Origin of the sequence: Micromonospora fulviviridis (genome assembly GCF_014648395.1) — a bacterium.
Lineage (GTDB): Bacteria > Actinomycetota > Actinomycetes > Mycobacteriales > Micromonosporaceae > Micromonospora > Micromonospora fulviviridis.
Genome location: NZ_BMRA01000009.1, coordinates 1 through 23,771 on the forward strand (window position 1 = coordinate 1; position 23,771 = coordinate 23,771).

Sequence of the window (23,771 nt, forward strand, 5' to 3'; positions counted from 1 at the left end):
GGCCCGCAGGTTCTGCAACCACTGCCGGGTCGAGGTCGACTCGCTGTGGATCGCCGACACGACGGTGCCCACCCCGGCGGCGTGGCCGACGTCCTCCACCCCACGAATGATCTCCAACGCCCAGGGGCTGTCCAGGTCGGGAAAGACCAGGTCGAGCAGGTTCGCCCGGCGCACCGTGCGGCTGCCGCGCCGCCGGTAGCCGTGGTGGCGCAGCAGCTCCTCGACCCGTTCCCGGGTGCCCGGGGCCACGTCCGAACGCCCGTTGAGCACCCGCGACACCGTGGGCACCGAGACCCCGGCCTCCCGCGCGATCGCGGTGATGGTCACCCTGGGCTCGTCGTCCGCGTTCACCCGTGTCTCCTTCGCCGGCCGGGAGTGCCGGCCGCGGATCCTGGGACGGCGGGCCCGTCCCACCGGCAATCTTGCCGCATGGCCGATGCCGGCCCGGCGTCGCAGCGATGCTGGTAGACACGGCAGGGTGAGGACCGGGACACGCGGGGCCGCCGCCCTGGCCGTGCTGGCCACGGTGCTCGCCGCGGGGTGCCAGCGGCCCGCCCCGCGCCCGGCCCCGTCCACCCCACCCGCGCCGTCGGCCGGCCCGAGCGGCCCCCGCGCCCCGGCCGACATCGTCGACCTGGCCGCCGTCGACCCGAGCGTCCGCACCGACATCCGGTACGCCACCGCGCACAACTTCGTGGGCCGGCCGATCACCGGCTACCCGGAGCCGCTCTGCCTGCTCACCCGGCGGGCCGCGGAGGCGCTGCACCGGGTGCAGGCCGCCGCCCTGGCGCAGGGCCGCAGCCTCAAGGTGTACGACTGCTATCGCCCGCAGCGGGCGGTGGACGAGTTCGTCGCCTGGGCGAAGCTCCCGGGCGAGCAGCAGATGAAGGGCGAGTTCTACCCGGACGAGCCGAAGAGCCGGCTCTTCGCCGACGGCTACATCGGCGCGCCCACCGCGCACAGCCGGGGGAGCACCCTCGACCTGACCCTGGTCCCGGTGCCCACCCCCGACCAGCCGGCGTACGCGCCGGGCCAGCCACTGGTCGCCTGCACTGCGCCCGCCGGCCGGCGCTTCCCGGACAACTCCGTCGACATGGGCACCGGCTTCGACTGCTTCGACCCCCGCGCGCACACCGCCGACGCCCGGGTCACCGGCGCGGCCCGGGACAACCGGGAACTGCTGAAGCGGCTGATGACCGCGCAGGGCTTCGCGAACTACCCGCGCGAGTGGTGGCACTACCGGTACGTGGACGAGCCGTACCCGGACACCTTCTTCGACTTCCCGGTCGCCCGGGCGTCGCTGCGGTGAGCGCCGCCCCGGCGGGGAGCGGCGCCCACCGCCGCGGTCAGAGGATGCCGCGGGCGACGAAGGCGGCCCGGGTCGCGGTCGCGGCCTGGGTGCCGTAGAGGCGCTGCGCGGCGGCCACGGTGGCCAACGCCGCGTCCCGGAACGTGACGTCCGTGGTGAAGGCGAACTGCGCCTCCACGATCAGCGTGCTGGCCCGGCGGTCGCCGAGAGCGGTGCGGATGTCCCACAGCGCGCGGGACCAGATCTCGCCGTCGGCGTGCACCTCGCCCACCAGGTCGGCGGGGTAGACCTTGGTGCCGTCGAGGCGACGCAGGCAGTGCGGCGCGGTGCGGGTGTAGGAGACCGAGTCCCAGTCGGCGACGCAGGCCTCCGGGGTCTTCGCCGGCACGCCGGTGGCCCAGCTGGTCACGGCGACCGCCAGGTAGTCGCCGAACGCCTCGCCGATCGCGCCGGACTCCAGCGTGGTGCCGAAGCCGGGCACCTGGCCGTCCTGCACCGAGTGGCCGTACTCGTGGACGATGACCTCGGCGTCCTCGCCGTCGTCCACGCCGCCCTTGCCGAGGGTGATGTTGGCCTTGTCCTCGCGGAAGAACGAGTTGTCGCCGCCGTACTGGTCGATGCGCAGCTCGATCTGCCGCTGGTTGACCGGCCGCAGCGTGCTGCCGAAGCCGAGCGACTGGAGGTACGCCTGGGCGGTGTTCACCCAGTGGTAGCCCATCACCTGCTCGAACTGGTCGGCATCCCGGTGCCAGGCCGGGTACGCGCCGTCGACCGCCCGGGCCGGGGTGCCGGTCTTGCTCTTGACCACCACGTACCTGCCGGTGAGGGTGCCGGAGCCGTCCAGGTTGGTCAGTAGCACCGACCGGTACGCCCCGGCCAGCGCCGGGTAGTCGGCGTCCTTCTGGTCGGTCAGCGACTGGTCGCCGAGCTGCTGCACGGGGTTTGGTGCGAACACCGTGGCGGTGGCGGTGTGGTCGTAGGGGTCGCCGGCGGCCTGGACGGTCGTGCCGCCGGCCACCAGCGCCGCGGTGACCGCCGAGGCGACCAGCGCGGAACGTCGGAAGTGGGGGTGCATCATGATCCCTTCGGAGGTGGATCGATCCGCTGAGACTAGGCTCCCCCGGGAGCACAGCCAAGCAACCACGGGCAGGCCCCCGGGCCTGCGAGGAGGGACCCACGTGGAGACCGAACGGATCGGCCCGCCGCTGCTGGCCGGGGAGCGGGAGACGCTGCGCGCGTTCCTCGATTTCCACCGCGCCACACTGGCTCTGAAGTGCGAGGGGCTGACCGACGAGGAGCTGCGGCGGCAGTCGTCGCCGCCGTCCACGCTGTCCCTGCTCGGCCTGGTGCGGCACATGGCCGAGGTCGAGCGCACCTGGTTCCGCCGGGTGATCAACGCCGAGGACATCCCGCTGATCTGGTCGGCGACCGGGGACTTCCAGGAGGCGTACGACGCCGCCGCGTCGAGCCGGTCGGAGGCGTTCGAGGCGTGGCAGCGGGAGGTCGAGCACGCCCGCCGCATCGAGCGGGAGGCCGAGTCGCTCGACGTCACCGGCCACCAGGCCCGCTGGGGGGAGGACGTCTCGCTGCGCCTCGTGATGCTGCACATGATGCACGAGTACGCCCGGCACAACGGCCACGCCGACTTCCTCCGCGAGGCCATCGACGGCACCGTCGGCGTGTGACGCGCCCGCGGCCGGGACCGAGGTCCCGGCCGCCGGGTCCTCCGGCCCTGCCCGCCGTCCTCACCACGGAGAAGCGTGGGAGGTGACAACGGCGTGAGGAGGAGCCATGAAGGCACTCGTGTACGGCGGGCCGGGCGAGAAGTCCTGGTCCGAGATCCCGGACCCCACGATCGTCGACCCGCGGGACGCGATCATCCGGGTCGACGCGGTCACCATCTGCGGGACCGACCTGCACATCCTCGGCGGCGACGTGCCCGAGGTCCAGCCGGGCCGGGTGCTCGGCCACGAGGCGGTCGGCACGGTCGTCGCGGTCGGCGACGGCGTCGCCAGCCTGAAGGTGGGTGACCGGGTCCTCGCCTCCTGCATCTCCGCCTGCGGCGTCTGCCGCTACTGCCGCGAGGGCGCCTACGGGCAGTGCCTCGGCGGCGGCGGGTGGATCCTCGGCCACACCGTCGACGGCGTGCAGGCCGAGTACGCCCGCATCCCGTTCGCCGACCTGTCCACCTACCGGCTGCCCGAGCAGGTCTCCGACGAGGCGGCCGTGCTGCTGGCCGACATCCTGCCCACCTCCTACGAGGTCGGCGTGCTCAACGGCCGGGTGCGTCCCGGCGACACCGTCGTGGTGGTCGGCGCCGGCCCGATCGGGCTGGCCGCCATCCAGACCGCCCGGCTCTACTCGCCGACCCACATCGTGGCCGTCGACAAGGCGCAGAGCAGGCTCGACGCGGCCAAGCGGTTCGGCGCGGACCTGACCGTGCTCGCCGACGACGACCCGCTCGAGGTGGTCCGCTCGGTCACCGGCGGCCTCGGCGCCGACGTGGCCGTCGAGGCGGTCGGCGTCCCGGCCAGCTTCGAACTCTGCACCACCCTGGTACGCCCCGGCGGCCGGGTGGCCAACATCGGCGTGCACGGCAAGCCGGCCACCCTGCACCTGGAACGGCTCTGGATCCGCGACATCACCATCACCACCGGCCTGGTCGACACCCGCACCACGCCGACGCTGCTGAACATGCTGGTCGCCGGCCAGCTCGACACGGCGCACATGGTGACCCACCGGTACCGGCTCGACGAGATCGTCGAGGCGTACGACGTCTTCGCCCGGCCGGCCGAGACCGGCGCCCTCAAGGTCGTCCTGACCCGTCGATGACGGCCGACCGTCACCCGCCGCGCCTCCGGCCCGGGTCGGAGGCGCGGCGCGCCGGCTCAGCCCTGGCGGGGCAGCGGCAGCCAGGCCAGCACGTCCTGGATCCGCGCGTCCCAGTACGCCCAGTCGTGGTCGCCGGGGCCGAAGTCCACGGTGACCGGCAGCCCTCGACGGCGTGCCGTGTCGACGAAGCGGGTGTTGTCCTCGTAGAGGAAGTCCTCCGTGCCGCAGGCGACGTAGAGCGCGGGCAGGTCGTCGCCGGCCCGTTCCAGCAGCGCCACCGTGTCGTCCTCCGGGCCCGCCACGTCCCGGTCGCCCCAGACGGTGTGCCAGACGGCGGGGTCCAGGGGGCTCGTCGGGTGGTGGCGGCGCCGGGCGACGTCCAGCGCGCCGGAGAGGCTCGCCGCGGCGGCGAACCGGTCCGGTTGGCGCAGCGCCCACTTGACCGCCCCGTAGCCGCCCATGGACAGGCCGGCCACGAAGGTGTCCGCCCGCCGGTCGGAGAGGCGGAAGTACGACCGGCACACCTCCGGCAGTTCCTCGCTGAGGAAGGTCCAGTACCGGTTGCCGTGCGCCTCGTCGCAGTAGAAGCTCCGCTGCACCTGCGGCATCACCACGGCCAGGCCCAGCGGGGCGACGTACCGCTCGATCGAGGTGCGCCGGGTCCAGATGGTGTCGTCGTCGGTGAGGCCGTGCAGCAGGTAGAGCACCGGGGGATCCCCGGCGGGCGCCCCGCCGGCCATGCCGATCCCCGCCGAGCCGTGCTCGGGCAGCAGCACGGTCATCGACGTGCCCATGCCGAGCGCGGTGGAGAAGAAGTCACACCGGATCCGGGCCATGGGGTGGGAGCGTACCGCGCGCCGGAGGCCGGCCCGATGGTGGCCGAATCGACGGTTCCTATTGCCGTGGGGCGTCCAGGGGGGACAGGATGACCATGCGCGCCGGAAACACACCCGTAACCTGCGTGCAGCTGGTCTCTGTCACGAGGAAGTGGGAGTCAGTCATGAGCGACGTGTCGACGGCACTGGGTGTGCGCCTCTACCCGGACCTGGTCGAGCCGGGCGGCCTGGCTCCCGCCCTCGTGCAGACCGCGGCCCGGCACCAGCTCGACATCGGCCAGGTGACCGCCCCCGAGCAGGGCCGCAGCCGGTTCACCTGCGCCGAGGCGACCTCCGGCCGGGGCGTCGTCTGCGTCAGCCTCGGCGCCCAGGCCCGCTACTTCATGATCGACCTGCGGGTCGACGGCGAGGTCCAGGCCCGTGGCGACGCCACCGACCTGCTCCAGGTCGCCCAGGTGGCCGCCGCCTGGCGGGCCGGGTGCACGCTCGCCGAGCTGACCGCGCGCTACCCCTTCATGGAGGAGATGAAGCGCCACCCGGTGGCTCAGGTCCAGTAGAGCACCCGGCAGGCGGGTAGCCGCGCCGCCAGCTCACGGTCGAACCAGGACCGCAGCGAGTCCGTCCAGGATGTCGTCCAGGTCGGCGTAGACCCGCGTCACCGGCGGGCCGGTGAGGGAGCCGGCCAGGTAGCAGTACTGGCAGTGCGCCGGGCAGCCCTCGGCCAGGTCCACCCGCCAGTCGGCGCTCGGCGCGATGGGTTGCAGCCGCCGCCGCGACGGCGGGCTGACCACGATCGCCAGGGTCGACTTGGCCCGCGCGTACGTCTCCCGCGCGGTCTCCCCGCGCAGCCCGGTGACCCGGTTGCCGCGCAGCCGCTCCACCTCGATGCCGAGCGCCGCCACCCGCTCGGCGATCCGCCGGCCGTGCGGATGCTCCAGCGCCGCCGGCGTGGCGACCACCCGCTTCGGCGTCCACCGCCGGGCCGGTCGCGGCGGCGGCGCCAGGCCCGACAGGTCGCGGGTCGGCACGCGCTCGCCGCTCGCGTCGTGCGGCGCCGGCGGTACGCCGACCGCGAGCGGCTGGTCGACGTCCACCGGCCCCGCATCGTCCCGACTCATCCGGGCCGTCTACCCGTTGCGCCGCCGATGCAACGCCCCACCCGAACGGGTTAATCGGTTGCCGGCCCCCGCGCCGGTTGCTGCAATCAACCTCGACGTCACCCGAGGAGAGGAACCCGAGAATGCGAGCTGCGTCGATGTCCCACCTGACGGCACTGACCGCCTACCCCGAGGACATGACGCTTCGTGAAAACCCTCAATCTCGGCATTCTCGCCCACGTCGACGCCGGTAAGACCAGCCTGACCGAACGGCTGCTGCACAGCGCCGGGGTCATCGACGAACCCGGCAGCGTCGACGCCGGCAACACCCGCACCGACACCCTGGCGCTGGAGCGGCAGCGGGGCATCACCATCCGCTCCGCCGTGGTCTCCTTCGCCGTCGCCGGCACCACCGTCAACCTGATCGACACCCCGGGCCACCCCGACTTCATCGCCGAGGTGGAACGCGTGCTCGGCGTGCTCGACGGCGCGGTGCTCGTGGTCTCGGCCGTCGAGGGCGTCCAGGCACAGACCCGGCTGCTGGCCCGCACCCTGCACCGCCTCGGCATCCCCACCCTGTTCTTCGTCAACAAGGTGGACCGGGCCGGCGCGGACCCGGAGCGGGTGCTGCGCCAGATCGCCGACCGGCTCACCCCGGACGTCGTGGCCCTCGGTCGGGTCGACGGCGCCGGCACCCCGGCCGCCCGCTGGATCCCGCACCCGCCGGGGGACCCCGGCCACCAGGCCCGCCTGGTCGACCTGCTCTCCGCGCACGACGACGCGCTGCTGGCCGCGTACGTGGCCGACGAGCGGGCGGCCACCCCGGACCGGCTGCGGGAGGCGCTCACCGCGCAGACCGCCCGCGCCCGGGTGCACCCGGTGCTCGCCGGCTCCGCCATCACCGGGGCCGGCGTGGACGAGCTGATCGAGGCGGTCACCGCGCTGCTCCCCGCCACCGAGGGCGACGACCACGCGCCGCTCTCCGGCACCGTCTTCAAGGTCGAGCGCGGCCCGGCCGGGGAGAAGGTCGCGTACGCCCGGATCTTCGCCGGCACCGTGCGGGTCCGCGACCGGATCCGCCACGGTGGCGGCCGGGAGGCCCGGATCACCGCCCTCGCCTTCTTCGACGGCGGTGACGCCACTCCCGGCGACGCGGCCGGGGCCGGCCGGATCGTCCGGCTGCACGGCCTGGCCGACGTCCGCGTCGGCGACGTGCTCGGCGTCCCGCCCGAACGGGCGGCCGGCCGGCGCCACTTCGCCCCGCCGACGCTGGAGACCGTGGTGGAACCGGTCCACCCGGCCGACCGGCCGGCCCTGCACGCGGCCCTGACCCAGCTCGCCGAGCAGGACCCGCTGATCAACCTGCGCCAGGACGACCGGCGCCAGGAGATCGCCGTGTCCCTCTACGGCGAGGTGCAGAAGGAGGTCATCGAGGCCACCCTCGCCGACGACTACGGCGTCCCGGTCACCTTCCGGGAGACCACCACCGTCTGCGTGGAGCGGGTGGTCGGCGCCGGCGCCGCCGTCGAGTGGATCGGCCGGGACCCCAACCCGTTCCTCGGCACCGTCGGCCTGCGCGTCGAGCCCGGTCCGGTCGGCGGCGGCGTCGAATTCCGGCTGGGCATCGAACTCGGCTCGATGCCGCTGGCCTTCCTCAAGGCCATCGAGGAGACCGTCCGGGAGACCCTGCGGCAGGGCCTGCACGGCTGGGCCGTCATCGACTGCGTGGTCACCCTCACCCACGGCGGCTACTGGGCCCGGCAGAGCCACGCCCACGGCGTGTTCGACAAGAGCATGTCCAGCACCGCCGGAGACTTCCGGAACCTCACCCCGCTGGTGCTGATGACCGCGCTGCGCCGCGCCGGCACCCGGGTCCACGAGCCGGTGCACCGGTTCCGGCTCGACCTCCCGGCCGACGTGGTGGGCACGGTGCTGCCCGTGCTCGCCGGGCTGGGCGCGGCGCCCCGCAGCAGCACCCTGCGCGGCAGCTCCTACCTGATCGAGGGGGAGGTGCCGGCCGGGCGGGTGCACGCGCTGGGGCAGCGGCTGCCCGGGCTCACCCGCGGCGAGGGCGCCCTGGAGGCCGAGTTCGACCACTACCGGCCGGTACGCGGGCCCGCCCCGAGCCGGCCGCGCTGGGACCACGACCCGCTGCACCGCAAGGAGTACCTGCTCGCCGTCGCCCGCCGGGTCACCGGCCGGGCGGCGCGCTGACCCGCCGCGGATACCGGGCCCGTACCGCGTCCACGCAGGTGTCCCGGGAGGTCGGGCCGCCGAACCGGAGCCGGTCGTAGCCGGTGAACGCCGGCTCCAGCGCGTCCAGCTCGTCGACCAGCGCGTGCAGCCGGTCGAGCCAGGCCGCCGACCCGGCGTCCGGCTCGGCCGGCGCGGCCCCGATCGCCCCGGTCAACTCGTCCTTGCGGCGGATCGACTCCGGCGTGACCGAGCGCAGGCAGACGTACCGGCCGCTGAGGTAGGCGTCCCACTCCGCCGCGCCGCGCGCGCGGTCCGCCCAGTGCCCGACGAACCACCCCGGCAGCGCGTCCAGCCCGCCCGCCCGCTCCGCCAGCGCGAACAGGTCCGCCGGGACCATCTCCGCGCCGTCCGAGCGCAGGTAGCCCGGCAGCGGCAGCCGCCCGTCCAGCATCGACCGGCGTACGGCGTCCGGGTCCCGCCCGGTCGCCGCGCAGAGCGCGTCGAGCGTGACGAACTGCGCGCTGACGTACGCGTCGTCCGCCGCCGTCATCGGATGCTCCCCGTTGACCTCCCGGAACCGCTCCGCCACCCGACGCCGCCAGTCCATGCCGTGCCCCTTCCGTCTCGCCCGGCTACAGGCTAGGGGCGGCACCGTTCGGCGCCCGCCGAAACGTCCGCGCCAATATCCGTTGCGGCGCCCCGGGCCCCGCCGTACCGTGAACGGGCAAACGTCAACCGGTTCCACCACCCAGGGAGCACACCGTGTCGCAGCAGAACCGCACCCGAGCCGAGCGGCCCGCGCCGCGCGGCGGTGCCCTGCCGCGCGAAGCGGGCCAGGGTCGCTGCCGAGAGCAGCAGTGGCAACCGGGGTGGTGGCGCGACTAGCGCCGGCGCGACACACACGCGCAGCCGCCCGCCCCGAGACCAGGGACCGGGCGGCTTTTCACGTCACCGGGTCCGAGGGGCGTAGCTCAACGGAAGAGCACCGGATTCCAAACCCGACGGTTGCAGGTTCGAATCCTGCCGCCCCTGCGTCACCCCGTTCCGACCTCCGGCCGGCGACGTCGCCTCTTCTCAACTCCACAGTGGACGGCATGAACGATTCCCGGCCGGCGCGCCAGCGCCGGCCGGGCAACCGGGACGAGGGAGCTGGCTGACCCGCTCGCCTTGGGCGCGAGAGACACGCGGTTCGATTCCGCGGTCCCGGACATCACGCGGACGGCACCCGCCGTCCCGCGGGCCGTTGGAGCAATTGGCAGCTCACCCGGTTCTCACCCGGGAGGCTACGGGTTCGAGTCCCGTACGGCCTACACCGGTCCCGACCCCGGGACCACCTCGCGGTTGTAGCGCAGTCAGGCAGCGCGTCACCTTGCCATGGTGAAGATCGCCGGTTCGAATCCGGCCAGCCGCTCGGACATCACCCCTGAACCGAGGAGACGACGATGGGTTTCACCCCGCTGGCCGGTACCCGGGCGCCGGTCCGGGTCTGGACCGACCCGTACACGATCGAGGCGCAGGCGGCCCGGCAGCTGCGCAACATCGGCGCGCTGCCCTGGGTGCAGGGCGTCGCCGTCATGCCGGACGTGCACTTCGGCAAGGGCGCCACGGTCGGTTCGGTCATCGCCATGCGGCAGGCCGTCTCGCCCGCCGCGGTCGGCGTCGACATCGGCTGCGGCATGTCCGCGGTGCGCACCTCGCTCACCGCGGCCGACCTGCCCGACGACCTCGGCCCGCTGCGGACCGCGATCGAGGCGGCCATCCCGGTCGGCTTCGCCATGCGGACCGACGCGGTCGACCCGCGCCGGGTCCGCGGCCTGGAGCAGGGCGGCTGGGACGAGTTCTGGCGGCGCTTCGCCACCCTCGACCGGAAGGTGGCGCAGCTGGAGACCCGGGCCCAGCGCCAGCTGGGCACCCTCGGCGGCGGGAACCACTTCATCGAGGTCTGCCTGGAGCAGGGCGGCCCCGACGACGGCCGGGTCTGGCTGATGCTGCACTCCGGTTCCCGCAACATCGGCAAGGAACTGGCCGAGCGGCACATGGCGGTGGCCCGCGGGCTGCCGCACAACGTCGACCTGCCCGACCGGGACCTCGCGGTGTTCCTCGCCGGCACCCCGGAGATGGACGCCTACCGCCGGGACCTCTGGTGGGCGCAGGAGTACGCGCGCCGCAACCGGGCCGTCATGCTCGCCCTGCTCTGCGGGGTGGTCCGGGACGAGTTCCCGCAGGTCGCCTACGACGAGCCGATCTCCTGTCACCACAACTACGTGGCGGAGGAGAGCTACGACGGGGTCGAGGTGCTGGTGACCCGCAAGGGCGCGATCCGGGCCGGCCGGGGCGACCTGGGCATCATCCCGGGGTCGATGGGCACCGGGTCGTACATCGTGCGCGGCAAGGGCAACCGCGACGCGTACTGCTCGGCGTCGCACGGGGCCGGGCGGCGGATGTCGCGGGGGCAGGCGAAGCGGACGTACAGCACCGCCGACCTGGCCGCCCAGACGGCGGGCGTGGAGTGCCGCAAGGACGCCGGGGTGGTCGACGAGATCCCCGGCGCGTACAAGGACATCACCCAGGTGATGGCCCAGCAGGAGGACCTGGTCGAGGTGGTCGCCCACCTCAAGCAGGTCGTCTGCGTGAAGGGTTGAACCGACCGGCGCCCCTGGAGGGGGTGGGGCGCCGGTCGTCCGCCCCGGTGGCGCAGCGGAGAGCGCGCCGGTCTACGAAACCGGAGAGCCCAGGTTCGAATCCTGGTCGGGGCACGGTCCGCGGTCCGCGCGGACACCCATGCGAGCTGGTGCAACCAGGCAGCACATCCGATTCTGGTTCGGAGAATTGAGGTTCGAATCCTCAGCTCGCAGCGACGGCTACCGGCTGCCTCGCACGATCCGCACGCCGATCGCGATCGCGCCGATGACGAGGAGGCCGGCCAAAAGCTGGAGGCCGGGCGAGTCGTCGGCCTCCCCGTACACGATGCCGGCGACGCCCAGCGCGACGGCGAGGACGGCGACGAGGCCCAGCACGTACTTCATCGGTTCTCTCCCTCTTCCTCGACCCACTCGAGCAAGTCGCCGGGCTGGCAGTCCAGCACCCGGCACATGGCCTCCAGGGTGCTGAAGCGGACGGCCTTGGCCCGGCCGTTCTTCAGCACCGCGACGTTGGCCGGGGTGAGCCCGACCCGCTCGGCGAACTCGCCGACGCTCATCTTGCGTTTGGCCAGCTCGACGTCGATGCGGACGACGATGGGCATCAGATCACCGCTTCCATGTCGGTCCGGAGCGTGGTGGCCTGCCGCAGCAGCGCGCGCATCACCACCATGAGGAGCCCCAGCGCGGTGACCCCGGTGACCAGCAGGAACAGCAGGAGCGGCAGGCCCGGGTCGTCGGCGTTGAAGCCGACGTAGAGGAACACGCCGACCAGCACCGCCCACGCGGCGGCGATGGCCCACACGATCGCGTCGACCCAGCCCAGCGACGCCTCGCTGAAGATGCGGTCGTTCTTGACCAGGGTGAGCAGTTGCCAGGTGCACACGATCACCACCTGCACGCAGAGCACCCAGAACACGGTCACCGCGGTCGCCGGCCATCTCAGGTAGGCCATGTCCGGGTTCTCCCTGGCCACGTGCGCGAACTGACCGGGGAGCGACATGGTCTGGAACAGGACCAGGATCCCGAACAGCAGCACGAGGAAGACTCTGAGCGGCGTCACCGCTCGCTGGGCTGTGAGCATGCATCGACTATCGCTCGCAACCTATCGAAAGTCAATCGGTTTCGCGTGACGATCATGCCCCCGTGGCGCAGCGGAGAGCGCGTCGGATTCCGAATCCGAAGGCCGCTGGTTCGAATCCAGCCGGGGGCACGCACCGACCCGACCAAGTGCCCGAGTGGCCAGGGAGCGGACTGCAACTCCGCGCACCGGGGTTCGAGTCCCCGCTTGGTCTCGACCATGCCGTCCGCTCTGGAGTCGCGTCACCGGCCGGCGGCCATCTGGACCGGGACGCGGACCACGTTGATCCGGGAGCCGTCGCGCGCCGACACCTCGTACACCTCGATCGTGCCGGGTCCGGCCGCCGGGCGCCGGTAGCGGACGGTGAGCCGGTAGGCGCCGCGGCAGCCGGAGCCGCAGGAGGCCGTCGTGAACGCGGTGCCGATCTCCTGGCCCGTCGCGTCCAGCACCCGGACGCTCACCGTCGCCTCGTACACGTCGGCGGTCCCGGTGACGGTGACCGGGCTGGCGACCCGGTCGCCGATCGCCGGGGCGGTCACCACGACGGGGGGTAGCAGGTCGGCGTAGTCGTCCCGCCCCGTCGCGGCGTCGGCCGGGGCGAAGGCGACCCGCCGTACGGTGGGGAACTGGGTGAGCGTCCAGACCACCTGGGCCCGGCGCAGCCGCGCGGTGGCCGCGCCGCCGGCGTCGAAGCCGGCCGGCGGGGCCAGCGTCGCCACCCCGCCGGCGATGCGGGTCACCTGCGTGCCGGCCGGGACCAGGGTGGTCAGGCCGGAGGCGGTCTCGGCCACGGACGGGCCGGCGGCCAGTTCGGTGAGGGCCAGCCGGGACGTGGCCACGGTGGCGGGCAGCGCCCGCCGGGTGGGCACGAGTTTCCCGTCCCGGGCGAACCAGAGCTGCACGGTCAGCGTCCCGTCCGCCCCGGTCGGCGCGGCACTGGTCGGCATGCCCGTCCTGGCGGGTGTGGGCGGGGTGCGCGTCGCGTGCGGCGTCGGCGCGGGCGTGCCGCTCGGTGCGGCCGTGGCGGTGGTGGGCGACGGGCCGGCCGGGGCAGGCCCGAGGGTGCCGGTACGCGGCGGGGCGCAGCCGGCGGTGAGCAGCAGCAGCGCGGCGAGCGGCGGGATCAGGCGTCGCATGGCGGGCCCCCGGGGTCGAGGGGAAGGGTGAGGGTGAAGCGGGTGCCCTGGCCGACCGCGCTGGCCACGTCGAGCCGGCCGCCGAGCAGCCGGTCGTTCTCCCGGGCGATGGCCAGGCCGAGTCCGCTGCCGGGGCCGGTGCGGGCCGGGTCGGCCTTGTAGAACCGGTCGAAGATGTGGACCAGGTGCTCGGCGGGGATGCCGGGCCCGCGGTCGGCGACCTCGATGACGAGGTCGGCGCCGGTGTGCCGCAGTTCGGCCCGCAGGTCGCCGCCGCCGTGTTCCACCCCGTTGGCGACCAGGTTGGTCAGGATCCGTTCGAGCCGGCGCGGGTCGGTCACCACGGGCGGCGCGTCGCCGGCCACGGTGGCCCGGGCCGCGTCCCCGTGGCCGGCGAAGATCCGGCGCAGCAGCGCGCCGGCGTCCACCGGGCGGGTGGCGAGCACCTCCCGCCCGGCGTCCAGGCGGGAGATCTCCATCAGCTCCTCGACCAGCCGGCGCAGCCGGACCACGTCGGCGACGAGCAGTTCGGCGGCCCGGCGGGCGTCGGCGGGCAGCGCGTCGAGCTGGTCGGCGAGCAGCGAGGCCGCCGCCACCAGGGCGGTGACCGGGGTACGCAGCTCGTGCGCCACGTCGGCGGTGAACCGCCGCTCCCGGGCCTGCGCCCGGGACAGTGCCTCGATCTTGGTTTCCAGCGCCTCGGCCATCTCGTTGAAGGAGGTGGCCCAGGCGCTGAACTCGTCCCGGCCGCGCACCGGCAGCCGGGTGTGCAGCAGCCCCTCGGCGACGGCCCGGGCGGCGCGGCTGGCCCGGCCGACGGGTTCCAGGGTGCGGCGGGCGAGGGCGTTGCCCACGCCGGCGGCGAGCAGCACCACCACCGCCCAGCCGATCACCGAGGCGGTGCGGAGCTGGTCCAGGGCGTCGACGAGGTCGTCCTCGACGGTCACCACGTACAGCTCCGCGGTGGAGCCGGGGATCCGGCCGCCGACGACCAGCAGGTGCGGCCGGCCGGGGCTGCGCTGGAAGCCGAGCTGCCCGGCGGCGACGGTCGCCCGCAGGTCCGGGTCGGGGGTGGGCGCGTACCGGGGGTTGGAAGCCTGGGTCTCCCCGGCGACCAGCAGCACGTGCCGGCCGGACTCCTCGAAGCTGGCCAGCAGGTCGGCGCGGCGGGCGTCGGTCAGCGGCAGGAACTGCGCGGCGACCACCAGCTGGTAGCGGGCGTCGGCCGCGGCGCGTTGCAGCGAGCCGTCGAACCGGGCCTGCCGCAGCATGACGTAGGACCCGGCGGCCAGCGCGCCGGCGGACATTCCGGCGACGAGGACGAACGCGACGACGAGCCGGCGTCGCAGCCGCCCGGGTACGACTCTGCCGGCCACCATGGCGCGCTCACCCCGTCGAGAGCTTGTAGCCGGCCCCGCGGACCGTCCGGATCAGGGTCGGCGCGCCCGGGTCGTCCTCGACCTTGGCGCGCAGGCGCTGCACGGCGACGTCGACCAGCCGGGAGTCGCCGAGGTAGCTGTGTCCCCAGACCCGGTCGAGCAGCAACTCGCGGGTGAACACCTGGCCGGGGCGCCGGGCCAGCTCCAGCAGCAGCCGGAACTCGGTGGCCGTGAGGGTCAGCTCCCGGCCGTCCTTGCGGGCCACGAAGCGGGCCGGGTCGATCTCCAGCGGCCCGGCGGCCACGGTGGTCTCGGGGGGTGGGGCGACGGTCCGGCGGAGCACGGCGCGCACCCGGGCGACCAGCTCCGGCAGGTCGAACGGCTTGCGCAGGTAGTCGTCGGCCCCGCATTCGAGGCCGACCACCACGTCGATGGTGTCGGTACGGGCGGTGAGCATGAGGATCGGCACCTGACTGGTGTGCCGGATCTCGCGGCACACCTCGAATCCGTCGAGGCGGGGGAGCATCACGTCGAGCACGATGAGGTCGACCGGGCCGGCCCGCCACGCGGTGAGGGCGGCCGCGCCGTCGGCGGCGGTGTCCACCCGGAACCCGGCCCGGCGCAGGCCGAGGGCGGTCACCTCCCGGATGGAGGCGTCGTCCTCGACGACCAGCACGCGGCCCTCCATGACCACTCAGGGTAGTCCGGCGCACGCTGTGGGGCGTGGGCGCAACGGACGGTGATGAGGGGCCGGTCGGCCCCTCTCACCTGCGGAAAGGTCACGCCTGCCACTGGTGGGCCACGTCGATCACGATGCGGCTGTGCGTGCCGGGGCCGCTGAGCACGAAGACCCGGAACGGCAGTCGGGCGCGGACGCCCACCGCGAAGGTGGTGTAGCCCTCGAAGCTGCCGCCGAAGACGACGTCCCGCAGCGTGCGGTAGCCCAGCACGGTCGCGGCGTGCTCACCGGCGCGGTAGGGCAGGGTGGCGACGTGCGCGTCGTCGTACGCGGGCGCCCGCAGCGACACCGACAGCAGCGCGCCGCCGGCGGTGTACGGGCTCAACGCGAGCCCCTGTCCCTCCGTGTACGTCTCGCCGTAGGCGACGGAGTAGCCGTTCGCCGGTCCGGCGAACTCGAAGACCACCCGGTCCCAGCAGTCGTGCCGGCCGGTGCGGACCTCGATCAGCGGGTCGGTGCTGAGGGCGCCGGCCGACTTGGCCGTGCTGCCCCAGGTGATCCCGCAGTACGGCGCCGCCGCGGTCGCGCCGCCCGTGCCGGCGACCAGCCCGCCGAGCACGACGACCAGCGCCAGCAGTGTTCTCCTCAGTCTCATGGTGGCCTCCCTGGCGGTGTGCCGGGACCCCGTCCGGTGTCCCTGCCCTGACGGTCGGCGTGCCGTGCCACAGCGGCTTCGCAGCCGGGTAACCGCCGGGTAACAGCGGTGCGCGTCAACCGGCGGCCGGGGTCAGATGGCCGGGGTCGGACATCGTGCGCACCGGGGAGCGGTAGAGCGGCAGCCAGGTCAACGCGGCGCCGATCGCGCCGACCCAGAGTGAGGTACGCGGGCCGGCGTACTGGCCGAGCAGGCCGGCCAGCGCGGCGCCGACCGCGATCGCGCCGGTGAGCAGGAACCGGAAGGTGGCGTTCATCCGGCCGACCAGCGCGTCCGGGGTGACCCGTTGCCGCAGGCTGACGCCGATCACGTTGCCGATCCCGGTCCGCCAGGCCAGCGCCAGCCAGCCGAGGCCGGCCAGCCACAGCCACGCTCCGGTGTCGACGAGGGCGACCAGCGCGCCGGCCGGGGCCACCAGCAGCCCGGGCAGCCAGAGCGCCCGGCCGTACCCGATCCGGGCGGCCAGCGGACGGGCGGTCACGGCGCCGAGCAGCGCCCCGACCCCGCCGGCGCCGAGGAAGAGCCCGAGCGCGCCGGCGCCGAGCCCGAGTTCGCGCAGGAAGACGACCGGCAGCATTGTGGTCATCAGGTTGACGGTGAGATTGATGCCGGCCAGCGACACGGCCAGCGGGCGCAGCAGCGGGTTGCCCAGCACGTGCCGGACGCCCTCGGCGAGCTGCCGGCCGAAGCCGGCCGCCGGCCGGTCCCGTCCGGCCCCGACGGTGGGGGTGGGGCGTACCCGGGTGAGGGCGAGCGCGGAGAGCAGGTGGGTGACCGCGTTCAGGGCCAGGGCGAGCGGGGCGCCGAGCCACTGCACGAGCAGGCCGCCGAACCCTCTTCCGCCGATCTGGATGGTGGCGTTGGTCGTCATGAGCAGCGAGTTCGCCGCCACCAGGCGGTCCCGGCCGACCAGCTCCGGCAGGAAGCTCTGCGCGGCCACGTCACCGAAGACCGTGCCGACGCCGGTGAGCAGCACGACCGCGTAGAGCTGGCCGAGGGTCAGCGTGTCCGCCCACCAGGCCAGCGGGATCGAGGCGTACAGGGCGGCACGGGCCAGGTCGGCGGCGACCATCACGGTACGGCGGGGCGACCGGTCCACCCAGACCCCGGCGGGCAGCCCGACCAGCAGGAAGGCGGCGGTGCCGAGCGTCGCGAGGAGGCCGACCTGGCCGGGGGTGGCGGCGAGCACCGACACGGCCAGCACCGGCACGGCCAGGTAGCCCACCTGGAAGCCCAGGCTGTCGGTCAGGTTGGCCGCGTAGACGTAGCGGAACGGGCGGGGCCAGCGGGTGTCCGCCGGGACGGTGGTGGTCATGACAGGGACCCTGGTCGGGGCCGCCGCCGCGGTCGATAAGTTTGAGCCAGGTCGAATCCGTCGGGAGGTCCGGATGCTGAGCGTCGCGCTGGGGGTGCGGGACCTCGCCGGGATCCGGTTCGCGATCTCCCCGCTCTGGGAGGCGGTCGCCAGCGTCCGGGTGCTCCGGAGCCCCGACTGGTTCCCCGCCCACCAGCTCTGGCACCGGCAGGTACGGCCTCGGCTGTTCACGGTGGACTGGCGGCTCCTCGCCGACCTCGTGCCGATGCCGACCGTGGTGATCCCGAGCTTCGTCTGTCCGCCCCCGCCGTCCGCCCTGCCCACCATCGACTGGGAACTGGCCGTGCTCGCCGCCACCCCGCCGGAGGTGGTCCGGGCCGGCCTGGACGAGCTGCCCGGGCCGCGCCCGCCCCGGCTCGCCGCCCTGTACGCCGACCCGCCCGCCGGGCTGGCCCGACTCGCCCAGGTGATCGCCGACTACGTCGAGGTGGCGATCGCCCCGTACTGGCCCCGGATGCGGACACTGCTGGAACGCGAGGTGCTCGTCGGAGCCGGGCGGATGGCGACCGACGGCGTGCGCGGCCTGCTCAACCGGATCGACCCGTACGTCTCCTGGGACGACGGGACGTTGCAGGTGGACCACCTGACCCGCGCGGGCACGGTCGACCTGGGCGGGCGGGGCCTGCTGCTGGTCCCGTCGGTCTTCGGTGGCGCGCGGGTCTGGTCCAACCTGTCCGAGCGAACCTCGCAACCTCTCCTGCGCTATCCGGCCCGGGCGGTCGGGACGCTCTGGGAGCGCAGCGCCGCCCCGGCCAGCGCGGCGCTCGCCCGGGTGCTGGGGCGCACCCGCGCCACGCTGCTGCACCAGCTCGCCGTGCCGGCCGCCACCACGGAGCTGGCCCGGCGGTGCGGCCTCAGCGCCGGCACGGTCTCCCACCACCTGACCGCGCTGCGCGACGCCGGCCTGGTCGGCACCCACCGGGCCGGACGGTTCCTGCTGTACGCCCGGACCAGCTCGGCGGAGGCGCTGCTGGCCGGCGCCGGCGCACCCGAGCCGGCCGGCGGCTGATGCCGGCTCAGCCGTGCACCGGGTGCTCGCCCTGGAAGGCCAGCCGGTGGTCGGCGCCGGCGGCCAGCCCGGCGAGCACGTCGTCGAGGTCCAGGAAGGCCTGCCAGGCCGGCTGGCCGGTGATGTCGGCGAGCCGGTCCACCACCAGCTCCTCCAGGTCGGTGACGCGCCTGCCCTTCCACACCTTGTCGGCGAGGCTGACCAGCAGGTCCTCCAGTTGGACGCCCGGCGCGTGCCAGGCCGCGTGGGTGACGGCGAAGCGGGCCCGCTCCTCGGGTACGCCGAAGCGCAGCAGCAGCTGGTAGCCCGCCTCCTCGTGGGCCGAGCCGGGTCCGGACAGCTCCCCGGGGTGCTCGACCTTGCCCAGGTCGTGGATCGCCGCGCCGAACAGCACCGCCTGCCGGTCGAACGGCACCAGGGGGAAGCGGTCGGCGAACGCCACGGTGAGCTGCCGGGCGACGTCGTGCACCAGCCGCAGGTGCGCGGCGAGCCGGGGCGGCGCGTCCAGGGCGGCGAGCAGTTCGGCGGCCACGCCGGGCAGGGGGAGCAGCGGCGGGTCGCCCGGGTCGGTGAGGGCGCGGCGCAGCGCGTCGGAGGTCACCGGGGCGAGGGTACGCGCCCGCGGGGCCGTGACCATACGGGATGACCGTCTGGCCGACGGCGGATCGGCCGCTCGTCCGATCCCGTGGTGAGCGTCCGTTCAGGAGGGTGGAGCGACGTCTATCACGGGGGTGTTTCATGACTGAGTTGAATCGGCGTGCCCTGCTGCGGGCCGCCGCGCTGGCCGGCGCGGCCACGGCGACCGGGCTCGCCGGCGGTCTGACCGTCGCGGGGTCCGCCGCCGCGGCGGAGACCACCGAGGTGGTCAACGGGCCGTGGCTGGTCACCGGCAGCGCGGGGCTGCTCCAGATCAACCCGGGCCACACCACGCCGCAGGTGCTGCTGTCGCACGCCTACGACGCCACCACCTCGCCCGACGGCCGGTACGTGGCCGTGAACAACCTGCGCTACGAGGGCGAGACCGGGTCCAGCCTGTCGCTCTACGACCGGGTGACCGGCGAGGTCCGGAAGGTGATCAGCGACCCGTTCGGCGTCTCGTACGAGTGGCCGACCTGGTCGCCGGACGGCACCGAGGTCGCCCTGGTCGTCGACCGCGTGACGCTGGTCGCGGTGAACGTGGCCACCGGCGCGCGGCGGGTGCTCGTCCAGGGGCACAGCATGTACCGCCCCAACTGGTCCCGGGACGGCTCCATGATCATCATGGAGTGGACCAGCCGCTCGGAGGGCCGCCAGTTGCGCATGTTGGAACTCGCCACCGGCCGGGTGCGGCGGGTCTACCAGCCCGACGAGGGTGAGCGGTTCGGCTGGCCGGTCTTCATGCCCAACTCGGAGCGGGTGGTGTTCTGCACCAACCGCTGGTACCGCGACGTCGACCTGCCGCTCGGTGAGGACTCCCTCGCGTCGGTGCGGATCGACGGCACCGGCCTCAAGAAGCTCACCGACGAGCCGCGGATGTACCTGTCGCCGGTGTTCTCGCCGGACGGCCGCTACTGCGCCGCGCTGTCGGTGCCGCCCACCAACGAGTACCCGGACGGTGGCAACATCATCGTCTCCACGAGCGGCTTCGGCGAGCCCTGGTGGATCCCCGGCGACGAGTACGACGACAGCATGCGGGTGGACTGGGCCCGCGCCATCTGAGCGCGACCCGCGACGCGGCGGCCGGTGCCGGCCGCCGCGTCGCCGTGTCCGGGCCGGACCGCGCTGCCGGCCCGGCGCGCTGCGCGGTGACCGCACGGCCGACCGTGGACCGGCTGCTCGTCCGATGCCGCCCCGGTCCTCCCTTCAGGAGGGTGGAGCGACGTCTACCACGGGGGTTTCCATGACCGAGATGAATCGACGTGCGCTGCTGCGCACCGCCGCGCTGGCCGGGGCGGCCGCGGCGACCGGGCTGGCCGGCGGGCTGACTGCGGCGGCGCCCGCCGCCGCGGCGGAGACCACCGAGGTGGTCAACGGGCCGTGGCTGGTCAGCGTCGGCTGGGGCGTGCTCCAGGTCAACCCCGGCCACACCACGCCACAGCAACTGCTCGACGACGGCGACCAGGCCACCACGTCGCCCGACGGCCGGTACGTGGCCTGGGTCAACAACGCCCGGTCGGGCGACGGCAGCCTCATGCCGTACGTGCAGCTGTTCGACCGGGTCACCGGCGAGATCCGGAAGCTGCTCGCCGACCCGTTCGGCACCCACTACGGTGCCCCGACGTGGTCCCCGGACGGCACGCAGATCGCCCTGGTCATCGGAAACGACACCCTGGTCGCGGTCGACGTGGCCACGGCCGCGAAGCGGGTCCTCGTCCAGGGACACGTCATGTCGTACCCGAACTGGTCCCGGGACGGCTCCATGATCGTCATGCGCTGGACCAGCCGCTCCGAGGGGCCGCAGCTGCGCACGCTGGAGCTGGCCACCGGCAAGGTACGGCCGATCTACACCCCCGAGGCGGCCGGCGAGCTCTTCCACGGGCCGGTCTTCATGCCCAACTCGGAGCGGGTGGTGTTCTGCACCAACCGGTGGACCCGGGACACCGAGGTGCTCGGCGGGCAGGCGCTCGGCTCGGTGCGGATCGACGGCACCGGCCTCAAGCGGCTCACCGACGAGACCCGGTACTACCAGTCCCCGGTGTTCTCGCCCGACGGACGCTACTGCGCCGCCCTGTCGATCCCGCCGACCAACGAGGCCCCGGACGGCGGCAACATCATCGTCTCGACCAGCGGCTTCGGCGAGCCCTGGTGGATCCCCGGCGACGAGTACGACGACAGCAGCCGGCTCGACTGGGCCCGCGCCATCTGAGCACGATCCGCGACGCGGCGGCCGGCATGCCGGCCGCCGCGTCGGCGTACCCGGGGCGGATTTCCGGGCCGCCGGGCGGGAGCGGTGCGAGGCTGGAGACGGGCGCCGCCGACGGGGGCGACGACCGCAGTGGAGGTTGCGATGGCCGAGCCGCCGACCGGGACCTCGTCGCGCCGCGCGCAGGCGCACGGCCGCCGCGCCAACCGGCGCAGCTACCACGACGGCGCGCAGGTCAACGGGTACGTCGACGACCCGTACCACCGGATCCGCCGGGCGGTCGCGGCCCGGCTCATGGTCGACGGCGTGCCCGCGGGACGGCCGGTGCTGGAGCTGGGCTGCGGCCCGCGCAGCATGCTCGACCCGGCGGCGCTGCCCGGCCCGCTCGTGGTGGCCGACATGGCCGAGGCCGCGCTCGGCGCGGCCCGGCGGGCCGCCGGCGGCGCGGCCCTGCCGGTCTGCCTGGACGCCACCCGCGGCCTGCCGTTCCGCGCCGGCAGCTTCGCCGGCCTGCTCACCGGCGAGCTCATCGAGCACGTCTACGACCCGCTCGCGCTGCTGCGGGAGTGCCACCGGGTCCTCGCCCCGGGCGGCCTGCTCGTGCTGACCACCCCCAACCTGGCGCCGGCACAGGACCGGCTGGCCTTCCTCGCCGGCCGGGCGCCCCGCCAGGTGGACCCGCTGCACCCCTACCTGTGGCTGCACATCCGGCCCTTCACCGCGTCGCTGCTGCGGCGGGTGTTGTGCCGGGCCGGGTTCGCGCCGCTGGCGATCCGGTCCAACGAGGTCGGCTGGCGGCTCCCAGGTGGACGGTGGGTCGCCTCCCGGCTGCTGGCCCGGGTCGCGCCGGGGCTCGGCGGCTCGCTGATCTGCGCCGCCCGGCGCACGGCGGAGGCGCCGTAACCGAGGGCTACGGGTCACCCGAACAGCGCGTGATGGTGATATTGACAAAGGGCTATCATGGAGGTTCCGTCGTCGACCGGGGGATGTCATGGCGCGCCTGTTCACCTGGGTCGTCAACAATCTCGACGCGTTCATCGGCCTGCTGTTGGCCGTGACCGTGGCCATCCTCGGCCTGACCAACACGGTCAGCCAGGACGTGGTCAACAGCGCCATCCTGCTGGTCCTCGCGGTGCTCGCGCAGGCCGTGCTGCGCGACCGGCTGCGCCGGGAGACCGCTCAGCAGCAGGTGCGGGAGGTCATGCGGGACACCCGTGACCGGCTCACCGAGCTGGTCCCCCAGATGAACGAGATCACCGGCCCGGAGGGAGCGCTGAACCGGGCCCGCGACGCGATCGACAGCGTCTCCATGGTGCGGGTGCTGCACGGCAGCGAGGTCGGCCGGGCTCTCGCCGAGGCCCGCCAGCACACCGACTCGTGGGCGTTCAAGGGCGGAACGGGCACCTTCACCCGGGCGGTCACCCTGCCGCAGTGCCTGGAGCACGCCCGCCGGCGCAACGCCACCCTGAGCTTCGCCATCGAGATCATCGACCCGACCGACGAGGACGTCTGCGAGCGCTACGCGCGGTTCCGCCGCAGCCTCGACCCGGACGCGCCGGGGGAGCGGTGGACGGTCGACCGCACCCGCAAAGAGTCGTACGCGACCGTGCTGGCCGCCTGCTGGCACCTGCAACGCTCCGGGCTGCTCACCGTCGAGGTCCGGCTCTCCGCGGAGATGACCACCTTCCGCTACGACCTCTCCTCGACCTGCGTCATCATCACGCAGGAGAACCCGCAGACACCGGCCCTGCGGATCGACCGCAGGGAGCTCTACTACAACCGGTTCAACATCGAGCTGGACTACAGCCGGAAGCAGAGCCGGCGGGTGCCCATCGAGGCCGCCGCGACGGTGAAGCTGGACGACGAGCCCTCCGTCGAGCAGGTGCGCAAGCTGTTCGCCGCGCTCGGGCTGCCGCTACCCCGGTCCTTCGGCGACCGCGAGGTCGCCGACATCGTGAGCCGGGCCATCCAGGCGAGGAACCCGTACGCATGATGACCTACGCCGACCTCGAACGGGAGATCGACCGGGGCGCCCGGCCGGAGCTGCTGCGCGGCTGGGTGCTCGACGTCCTCGACGACGTCGCCGAGGGCCGGCGGCCGCTGCTGGCCGTGCGGCACCCGCTCGGCTTCACCTGCCTGCCGGTGGAGCGCACCGGCCCGGACGGGATCTGCGTGCACGCCTGGCCGGCCGACCCGCCGCCGGTGCGGCCGACCACCTCGACCATGCACTCGCACAGCTGGGACCTGCTCAGCCACGTGCTGCACGGCACGGTCCGCAACGAGCTGATCGAGGTGACCGACGCGCCCGCCGACCCGGCCTGGCGGATCTACGAGGTGCACAGCCGCGGCGACGTCGACGAGATGGCGGCCACCGACCGGCTGGTCACCGCCGTGACCGCCACCGTGGAGACGCACACCGTCGGCGACTCGTACGCGCTGCGCGCCGGCGGCTTCCACACCTCGGAGGTCGACGCCGGCGAGCCGGCGGTGACCGTGGCGCTCGGCCGGACCACCCCCGGCGTGTGCGACCTGAGCCTCGGCGCGGTGGACGGGCGCAGCCACCGGGTACGCCGGGACCGCTGCGACCCGGCGGAGACGGCACGGATGGCGCGGGAGATCGCGCGACTGGTGGCACGGGGCTGACTG

At 74.1% G+C, this 23,771-nt stretch carries 26 protein-coding genes and 8 tRNA genes; 20 read left to right on the forward strand and 14 right to left on the reverse strand.

The window, feature by feature from the left end; genetic code table 11:
* Positions 1-351, reverse strand: a 351-nt coding sequence (locus IEY96_RS22625) for a LacI family DNA-binding transcriptional regulator (RefSeq protein ID WP_189196830.1), incomplete at its 3' end; no start/stop codon positions are given.
* 127 nt (positions 352-478) lie between these two features.
* On the opposite strand from IEY96_RS22625, the gene IEY96_RS22630 reads away from it, so the two are divergent.
* Positions 479-1,309 (forward strand): M15 family metallopeptidase, encoded by an 831-nt coding sequence (locus IEY96_RS22630; protein WP_229791805.1) that lies wholly within the window; start codon positions 479-481, stop codon positions 1,307-1,309.
* Between the two features lie 37 nt (positions 1,310-1,346).
* On the opposite strand, the gene IEY96_RS22635 is transcribed toward IEY96_RS22630, so the two are convergent.
* Positions 1,347-2,387 (reverse strand): M36 family metallopeptidase, encoded by a 1,041-nt coding sequence (locus tag IEY96_RS22635; RefSeq protein ID WP_189196831.1) that lies wholly within the window; start codon positions 2,385-2,387, stop codon positions 1,347-1,349.
* Positions 2,388-2,487: 100 nt separating this feature from the next.
* Between IEY96_RS22635 and IEY96_RS22640 the strand changes: the two genes are divergently transcribed.
* Both IEY96_RS22640 and IEY96_RS22645 read left to right on the forward strand, forming a co-directional pair.
* On the forward strand, positions 2,488-2,994 hold the full coding sequence (locus IEY96_RS22640) for a DinB family protein (protein WP_189196832.1): 507 nt from the start codon (positions 2,488-2,490) through the stop codon (positions 2,992-2,994).
* Positions 2,995-3,100: 106 nt separating this feature from the next.
* Complete coding sequence (locus tag IEY96_RS22645) at positions 3,101-4,141, forward strand: zinc-dependent alcohol dehydrogenase family protein (protein WP_189196833.1); 1,041 nt, start codon at positions 3,101-3,103, stop codon at positions 4,139-4,141.
* Positions 4,142-4,197: 56 nt separating this feature from the next.
* On the opposite strand, the gene IEY96_RS22650 is transcribed toward IEY96_RS22645, so the two are convergent.
* Entirely contained in the window at positions 4,198-4,977 is a 780-nt protein-coding gene (locus tag IEY96_RS22650) for an alpha/beta hydrolase (RefSeq protein ID WP_189196834.1), read from the reverse strand.
* Between the two features lie 164 nt (positions 4,978-5,141).
* Between IEY96_RS22650 and IEY96_RS22655 the strand changes: the two genes are divergently transcribed.
* Positions 5,142-5,534, forward strand: coding sequence for a hypothetical protein (locus IEY96_RS22655; protein ID WP_189196835.1), 393 nt, complete (start codon positions 5,142-5,144; stop codon positions 5,532-5,534).
* Positions 5,535-5,567: 33 nt separating this feature from the next.
* Here IEY96_RS22655 and IEY96_RS22660 read toward each other — a convergent pair whose 3' ends face one another.
* A complete protein-coding gene (locus IEY96_RS22660) occupies positions 5,568-6,095 on the reverse strand; it encodes a spore photoproduct lyase family protein (protein ID WP_229791806.1) in 528 nt (175 codons plus the stop codon).
* A 186-nt stretch (positions 6,096-6,281) separates the two neighbouring features.
* Between IEY96_RS22660 and IEY96_RS22665 the strand changes: the two genes are divergently transcribed.
* A complete protein-coding gene (locus tag IEY96_RS22665) occupies positions 6,282-8,288 on the forward strand; it encodes an elongation factor G (RefSeq protein ID WP_189196836.1) in 2,007 nt (668 codons plus the stop codon).
* Here IEY96_RS22665 and IEY96_RS22670 read toward each other — a convergent pair.
* On the reverse strand, positions 8,266-8,877 hold the full coding sequence (locus tag IEY96_RS22670) for a DUF6058 family natural product biosynthesis protein (RefSeq protein WP_189196837.1): 612 nt from the start codon (positions 8,875-8,877) through the stop codon (positions 8,266-8,268). The genes IEY96_RS22665 and IEY96_RS22670 overlap by 23 nt on opposite strands.
* 353 nt (positions 8,878-9,230) lie before the next feature.
* Here IEY96_RS22670 and IEY96_RS22675 point away from each other — a divergent pair.
* The 7 genes from IEY96_RS22675 to IEY96_RS22705 all read left to right on the forward strand — a co-directional run bounded on the left by IEY96_RS22675 (position 9,231) and on the right by IEY96_RS22705 (position 11,125).
* Positions 9,231-9,302: transfer RNA gene (locus tag IEY96_RS22675), tRNA-Trp, on the forward strand.
* A 103-nt stretch (positions 9,303-9,405) separates the two neighbouring features.
* Positions 9,406-9,478: transfer RNA gene (locus IEY96_RS22680), tRNA-Pro, on the forward strand.
* Between the two features lie 29 nt (positions 9,479-9,507).
* Positions 9,508-9,580, forward strand: a tRNA-Glu gene (locus IEY96_RS22685).
* Positions 9,581-9,607: 27 nt separating this feature from the next.
* Positions 9,608-9,681 (forward strand) — tRNA-Gly (locus IEY96_RS22690).
* A gap of 31 nt (positions 9,682-9,712) precedes the next feature.
* Positions 9,713-10,912 carry an RtcB family protein gene (locus tag IEY96_RS22695; RefSeq protein ID WP_189196838.1) on the forward strand — a complete coding sequence of 400 codons (1,200 nt, stop codon included), beginning with the start codon at positions 9,713-9,715 and terminating at the stop codon, positions 10,910-10,912.
* Positions 10,913-10,953: 41 nt separating this feature from the next.
* Positions 10,954-11,026 (forward strand) — tRNA-Arg (locus IEY96_RS22700).
* 26 nt (positions 11,027-11,052) lie between these two features.
* Positions 11,053-11,125, forward strand: a tRNA-Gln gene (locus IEY96_RS22705).
* A 6-nt stretch (positions 11,126-11,131) separates the two neighbouring features.
* Here IEY96_RS22705 and IEY96_RS22710 read toward each other — a convergent pair.
* From IEY96_RS22710 to IEY96_RS22720, 3 genes are read right to left on the reverse strand one after another with little or no spacing between them, the layout of a single operon-like run.
* Entirely contained in the window at positions 11,132-11,296 is a 165-nt protein-coding gene (locus IEY96_RS22710; RefSeq protein WP_189196839.1) for a hypothetical protein, read from the reverse strand.
* On the reverse strand, positions 11,293-11,514 hold the full coding sequence (locus IEY96_RS22715; RefSeq protein ID WP_148425500.1) for a helix-turn-helix domain-containing protein: 222 nt from the start codon (positions 11,512-11,514) through the stop codon (positions 11,293-11,295). The genes IEY96_RS22710 and IEY96_RS22715 overlap by 4 nt, the downstream gene beginning before the upstream one ends.
* Entirely contained in the window at positions 11,514-11,993 is a 480-nt protein-coding gene (locus IEY96_RS22720; RefSeq protein ID WP_189196840.1) for a DUF2975 domain-containing protein, read from the reverse strand. The genes IEY96_RS22715 and IEY96_RS22720 overlap by 1 nt, the downstream gene beginning before the upstream one ends.
* Positions 11,994-12,049: 56 nt before the next feature.
* On the opposite strand from IEY96_RS22720, the gene IEY96_RS22725 reads away from it, so the two are divergent.
* Positions 12,050-12,122 (forward strand) — tRNA-Arg (locus tag IEY96_RS22725).
* An 11-nt stretch (positions 12,123-12,133) separates the two neighbouring features.
* A tRNA-Cys gene (locus tag IEY96_RS22730) sits at positions 12,134-12,204 on the forward strand.
* Between the two features lie 28 nt (positions 12,205-12,232).
* On the opposite strand, the gene IEY96_RS22735 is transcribed toward IEY96_RS22730, so the two are convergent.
* The 5 genes from IEY96_RS22735 to IEY96_RS22755 all read right to left on the reverse strand — a co-directional run bounded on the left by IEY96_RS22735 (position 12,233) and on the right by IEY96_RS22755 (position 17,214).
* Positions 12,233-13,126, reverse strand: coding sequence for a Gmad2 immunoglobulin-like domain-containing protein (locus IEY96_RS22735; protein ID WP_189196841.1), 894 nt, complete (start codon positions 13,124-13,126; stop codon positions 12,233-12,235).
* Positions 13,114-14,505: an ATP-binding protein gene (locus IEY96_RS22740; protein WP_189196842.1), complete on the reverse strand. Its 1,392-nt coding sequence runs from the start codon at positions 14,503-14,505 to the stop codon at positions 13,114-13,116. Before IEY96_RS22740 ends, IEY96_RS22735 begins: the two co-directional genes overlap by 13 nt.
* Positions 14,506-14,512: 7 nt before the next feature.
* A complete protein-coding gene (locus IEY96_RS22745) occupies positions 14,513-15,193 on the reverse strand; it encodes a response regulator (RefSeq protein WP_189196843.1) in 681 nt (226 codons plus the stop codon).
* A gap of 91 nt (positions 15,194-15,284) precedes the next feature.
* Complete coding sequence (locus IEY96_RS22750; RefSeq protein WP_189196844.1) at positions 15,285-15,839, reverse strand: AMIN-like domain-containing (lipo)protein; 555 nt, start codon at positions 15,837-15,839, stop codon at positions 15,285-15,287.
* Positions 15,840-15,954: 115 nt separating this feature from the next.
* The gene (locus IEY96_RS22755) at positions 15,955-17,214 is read right to left on the reverse strand and encodes an MFS transporter (protein WP_189196845.1); all 1,260 of its coding nucleotides are present in this window, start codon (positions 17,212-17,214) and stop codon (positions 15,955-15,957) included.
* 73 nt (positions 17,215-17,287) lie between these two features.
* Between IEY96_RS22755 and IEY96_RS22760 the strand changes: the two genes are divergently transcribed.
* Positions 17,288-18,283, forward strand: a complete 996-nt coding sequence (locus IEY96_RS22760; RefSeq protein ID WP_189196846.1) for an ArsR/SmtB family transcription factor — start codon at positions 17,288-17,290, stop codon at positions 18,281-18,283.
* Between the two features lie 7 nt (positions 18,284-18,290).
* Here the strand turns inward: IEY96_RS22760 and IEY96_RS22765 are convergent, their stop codons facing one another.
* On the reverse strand, positions 18,291-18,884 hold the full coding sequence (locus IEY96_RS22765; RefSeq protein WP_189196847.1) for an HD domain-containing protein: 594 nt from the start codon (positions 18,882-18,884) through the stop codon (positions 18,291-18,293).
* A gap of 137 nt (positions 18,885-19,021) precedes the next feature.
* Here IEY96_RS22765 and IEY96_RS22770 point away from each other — a divergent pair, with 137 nt between their 5' ends.
* From IEY96_RS22770 to IEY96_RS22790, 5 genes are all read left to right on the forward strand, one after another.
* Positions 19,022-19,981 carry a TolB family protein gene (locus IEY96_RS22770; protein ID WP_189196848.1) on the forward strand — a complete coding sequence of 320 codons (960 nt, stop codon included), beginning with the start codon at positions 19,022-19,024 and terminating at the stop codon, positions 19,979-19,981.
* A gap of 190 nt (positions 19,982-20,171) precedes the next feature.
* The gene (locus IEY96_RS22775) at positions 20,172-21,128 is read left to right on the forward strand and encodes a TolB family protein (RefSeq protein WP_229791807.1); all 957 of its coding nucleotides are present in this window, start codon (positions 20,172-20,174) and stop codon (positions 21,126-21,128) included.
* A gap of 141 nt (positions 21,129-21,269) precedes the next feature.
* A complete protein-coding gene (locus IEY96_RS22780) occupies positions 21,270-22,028 on the forward strand; it encodes a class I SAM-dependent methyltransferase (protein WP_189196850.1) in 759 nt (252 codons plus the stop codon).
* Between the two features lie 88 nt (positions 22,029-22,116).
* On the forward strand, positions 22,117-23,118 hold the full coding sequence (locus IEY96_RS22785; protein WP_189196851.1) for a hypothetical protein: 1,002 nt from the start codon (positions 22,117-22,119) through the stop codon (positions 23,116-23,118).
* The gene (locus tag IEY96_RS22790; protein WP_189196852.1) at positions 23,115-23,768 is read left to right on the forward strand and encodes a hypothetical protein; all 654 of its coding nucleotides are present in this window, start codon (positions 23,115-23,117) and stop codon (positions 23,766-23,768) included. The genes IEY96_RS22785 and IEY96_RS22790 overlap by 4 nt, the downstream gene beginning before the upstream one ends.
* Positions 23,769-23,771 lie beyond the last annotated feature (3 nt).

Coding starts and splice junctions, on each gene's coding strand:
- IEY96_RS22650 (WP_189196834.1), bottom strand. CDS start 4,977: ATGGCCCGGATCCGGTGTGACTTCTTCTCCACCGCGCTCGGCATGGGC.
- IEY96_RS22695 (WP_189196838.1), top strand. CDS start 9,713: ATGGGTTTCACCCCGCTGGCCGGTACCCGGGCGCCGGTCCGGGTCTGG.
- IEY96_RS22755 (WP_189196845.1), bottom strand. CDS start 17,214: ATGACCACCACCGTCCCGGCGGACACCCGCTGGCCCCGCCCGTTCCGC.
- IEY96_RS22745 (WP_189196843.1), bottom strand. CDS start 15,193: ATGGAGGGCCGCGTGCTGGTCGTCGAGGACGACGCCTCCATCCGGGAG.
- IEY96_RS22735 (WP_189196841.1), bottom strand. CDS start 13,126: ATGCGACGCCTGATCCCGCCGCTCGCCGCGCTGCTGCTGCTCACCGCC.
- IEY96_RS22775 (WP_229791807.1), top strand. CDS start 20,172: ATGAATCGACGTGCGCTGCTGCGCACCGCCGCGCTGGCCGGGGCGGCC.
- IEY96_RS22790 (WP_189196852.1), top strand. CDS start 23,115: ATGATGACCTACGCCGACCTCGAACGGGAGATCGACCGGGGCGCCCGG.
- IEY96_RS22660 (WP_229791806.1), bottom strand. CDS start 6,095: ATGAGTCGGGACGATGCGGGGCCGGTGGACGTCGACCAGCCGCTCGCG.
- IEY96_RS22740 (WP_189196842.1), bottom strand. CDS start 14,505: ATGGTGGCCGGCAGAGTCGTACCCGGGCGGCTGCGACGCCGGCTCGTC.
- IEY96_RS22760 (WP_189196846.1), top strand. CDS start 17,288: ATGCTGAGCGTCGCGCTGGGGGTGCGGGACCTCGCCGGGATCCGGTTC.
- IEY96_RS22785 (WP_189196851.1), top strand. CDS start 22,117: ATGGCGCGCCTGTTCACCTGGGTCGTCAACAATCTCGACGCGTTCATC.
- IEY96_RS22720 (WP_189196840.1), bottom strand. CDS start 11,993: ATGCTCACAGCCCAGCGAGCGGTGACGCCGCTCAGAGTCTTCCTCGTG.
- IEY96_RS22655 (WP_189196835.1), top strand. CDS start 5,142: ATGAGCGACGTGTCGACGGCACTGGGTGTGCGCCTCTACCCGGACCTG.
- IEY96_RS22780 (WP_189196850.1), top strand. CDS start 21,270: ATGGCCGAGCCGCCGACCGGGACCTCGTCGCGCCGCGCGCAGGCGCAC.
- IEY96_RS22670 (WP_189196837.1), bottom strand. CDS start 8,877: ATGGACTGGCGGCGTCGGGTGGCGGAGCGGTTCCGGGAGGTCAACGGG.
- IEY96_RS22770 (WP_189196848.1), top strand. CDS start 19,022: ATGACTGAGTTGAATCGGCGTGCCCTGCTGCGGGCCGCCGCGCTGGCC.
- IEY96_RS22715 (WP_148425500.1), bottom strand. CDS start 11,514: ATGCCCATCGTCGTCCGCATCGACGTCGAGCTGGCCAAACGCAAGATG.
- IEY96_RS22710 (WP_189196839.1), bottom strand. CDS start 11,296: ATGAAGTACGTGCTGGGCCTCGTCGCCGTCCTCGCCGTCGCGCTGGGC.
- IEY96_RS22645 (WP_189196833.1), top strand. CDS start 3,101: ATGAAGGCACTCGTGTACGGCGGGCCGGGCGAGAAGTCCTGGTCCGAG.
- IEY96_RS22750 (WP_189196844.1), bottom strand. CDS start 15,839: ATGAGACTGAGGAGAACACTGCTGGCGCTGGTCGTCGTGCTCGGCGGG.
- IEY96_RS22635 (WP_189196831.1), bottom strand. CDS start 2,387: ATGATGCACCCCCACTTCCGACGTTCCGCGCTGGTCGCCTCGGCGGTC.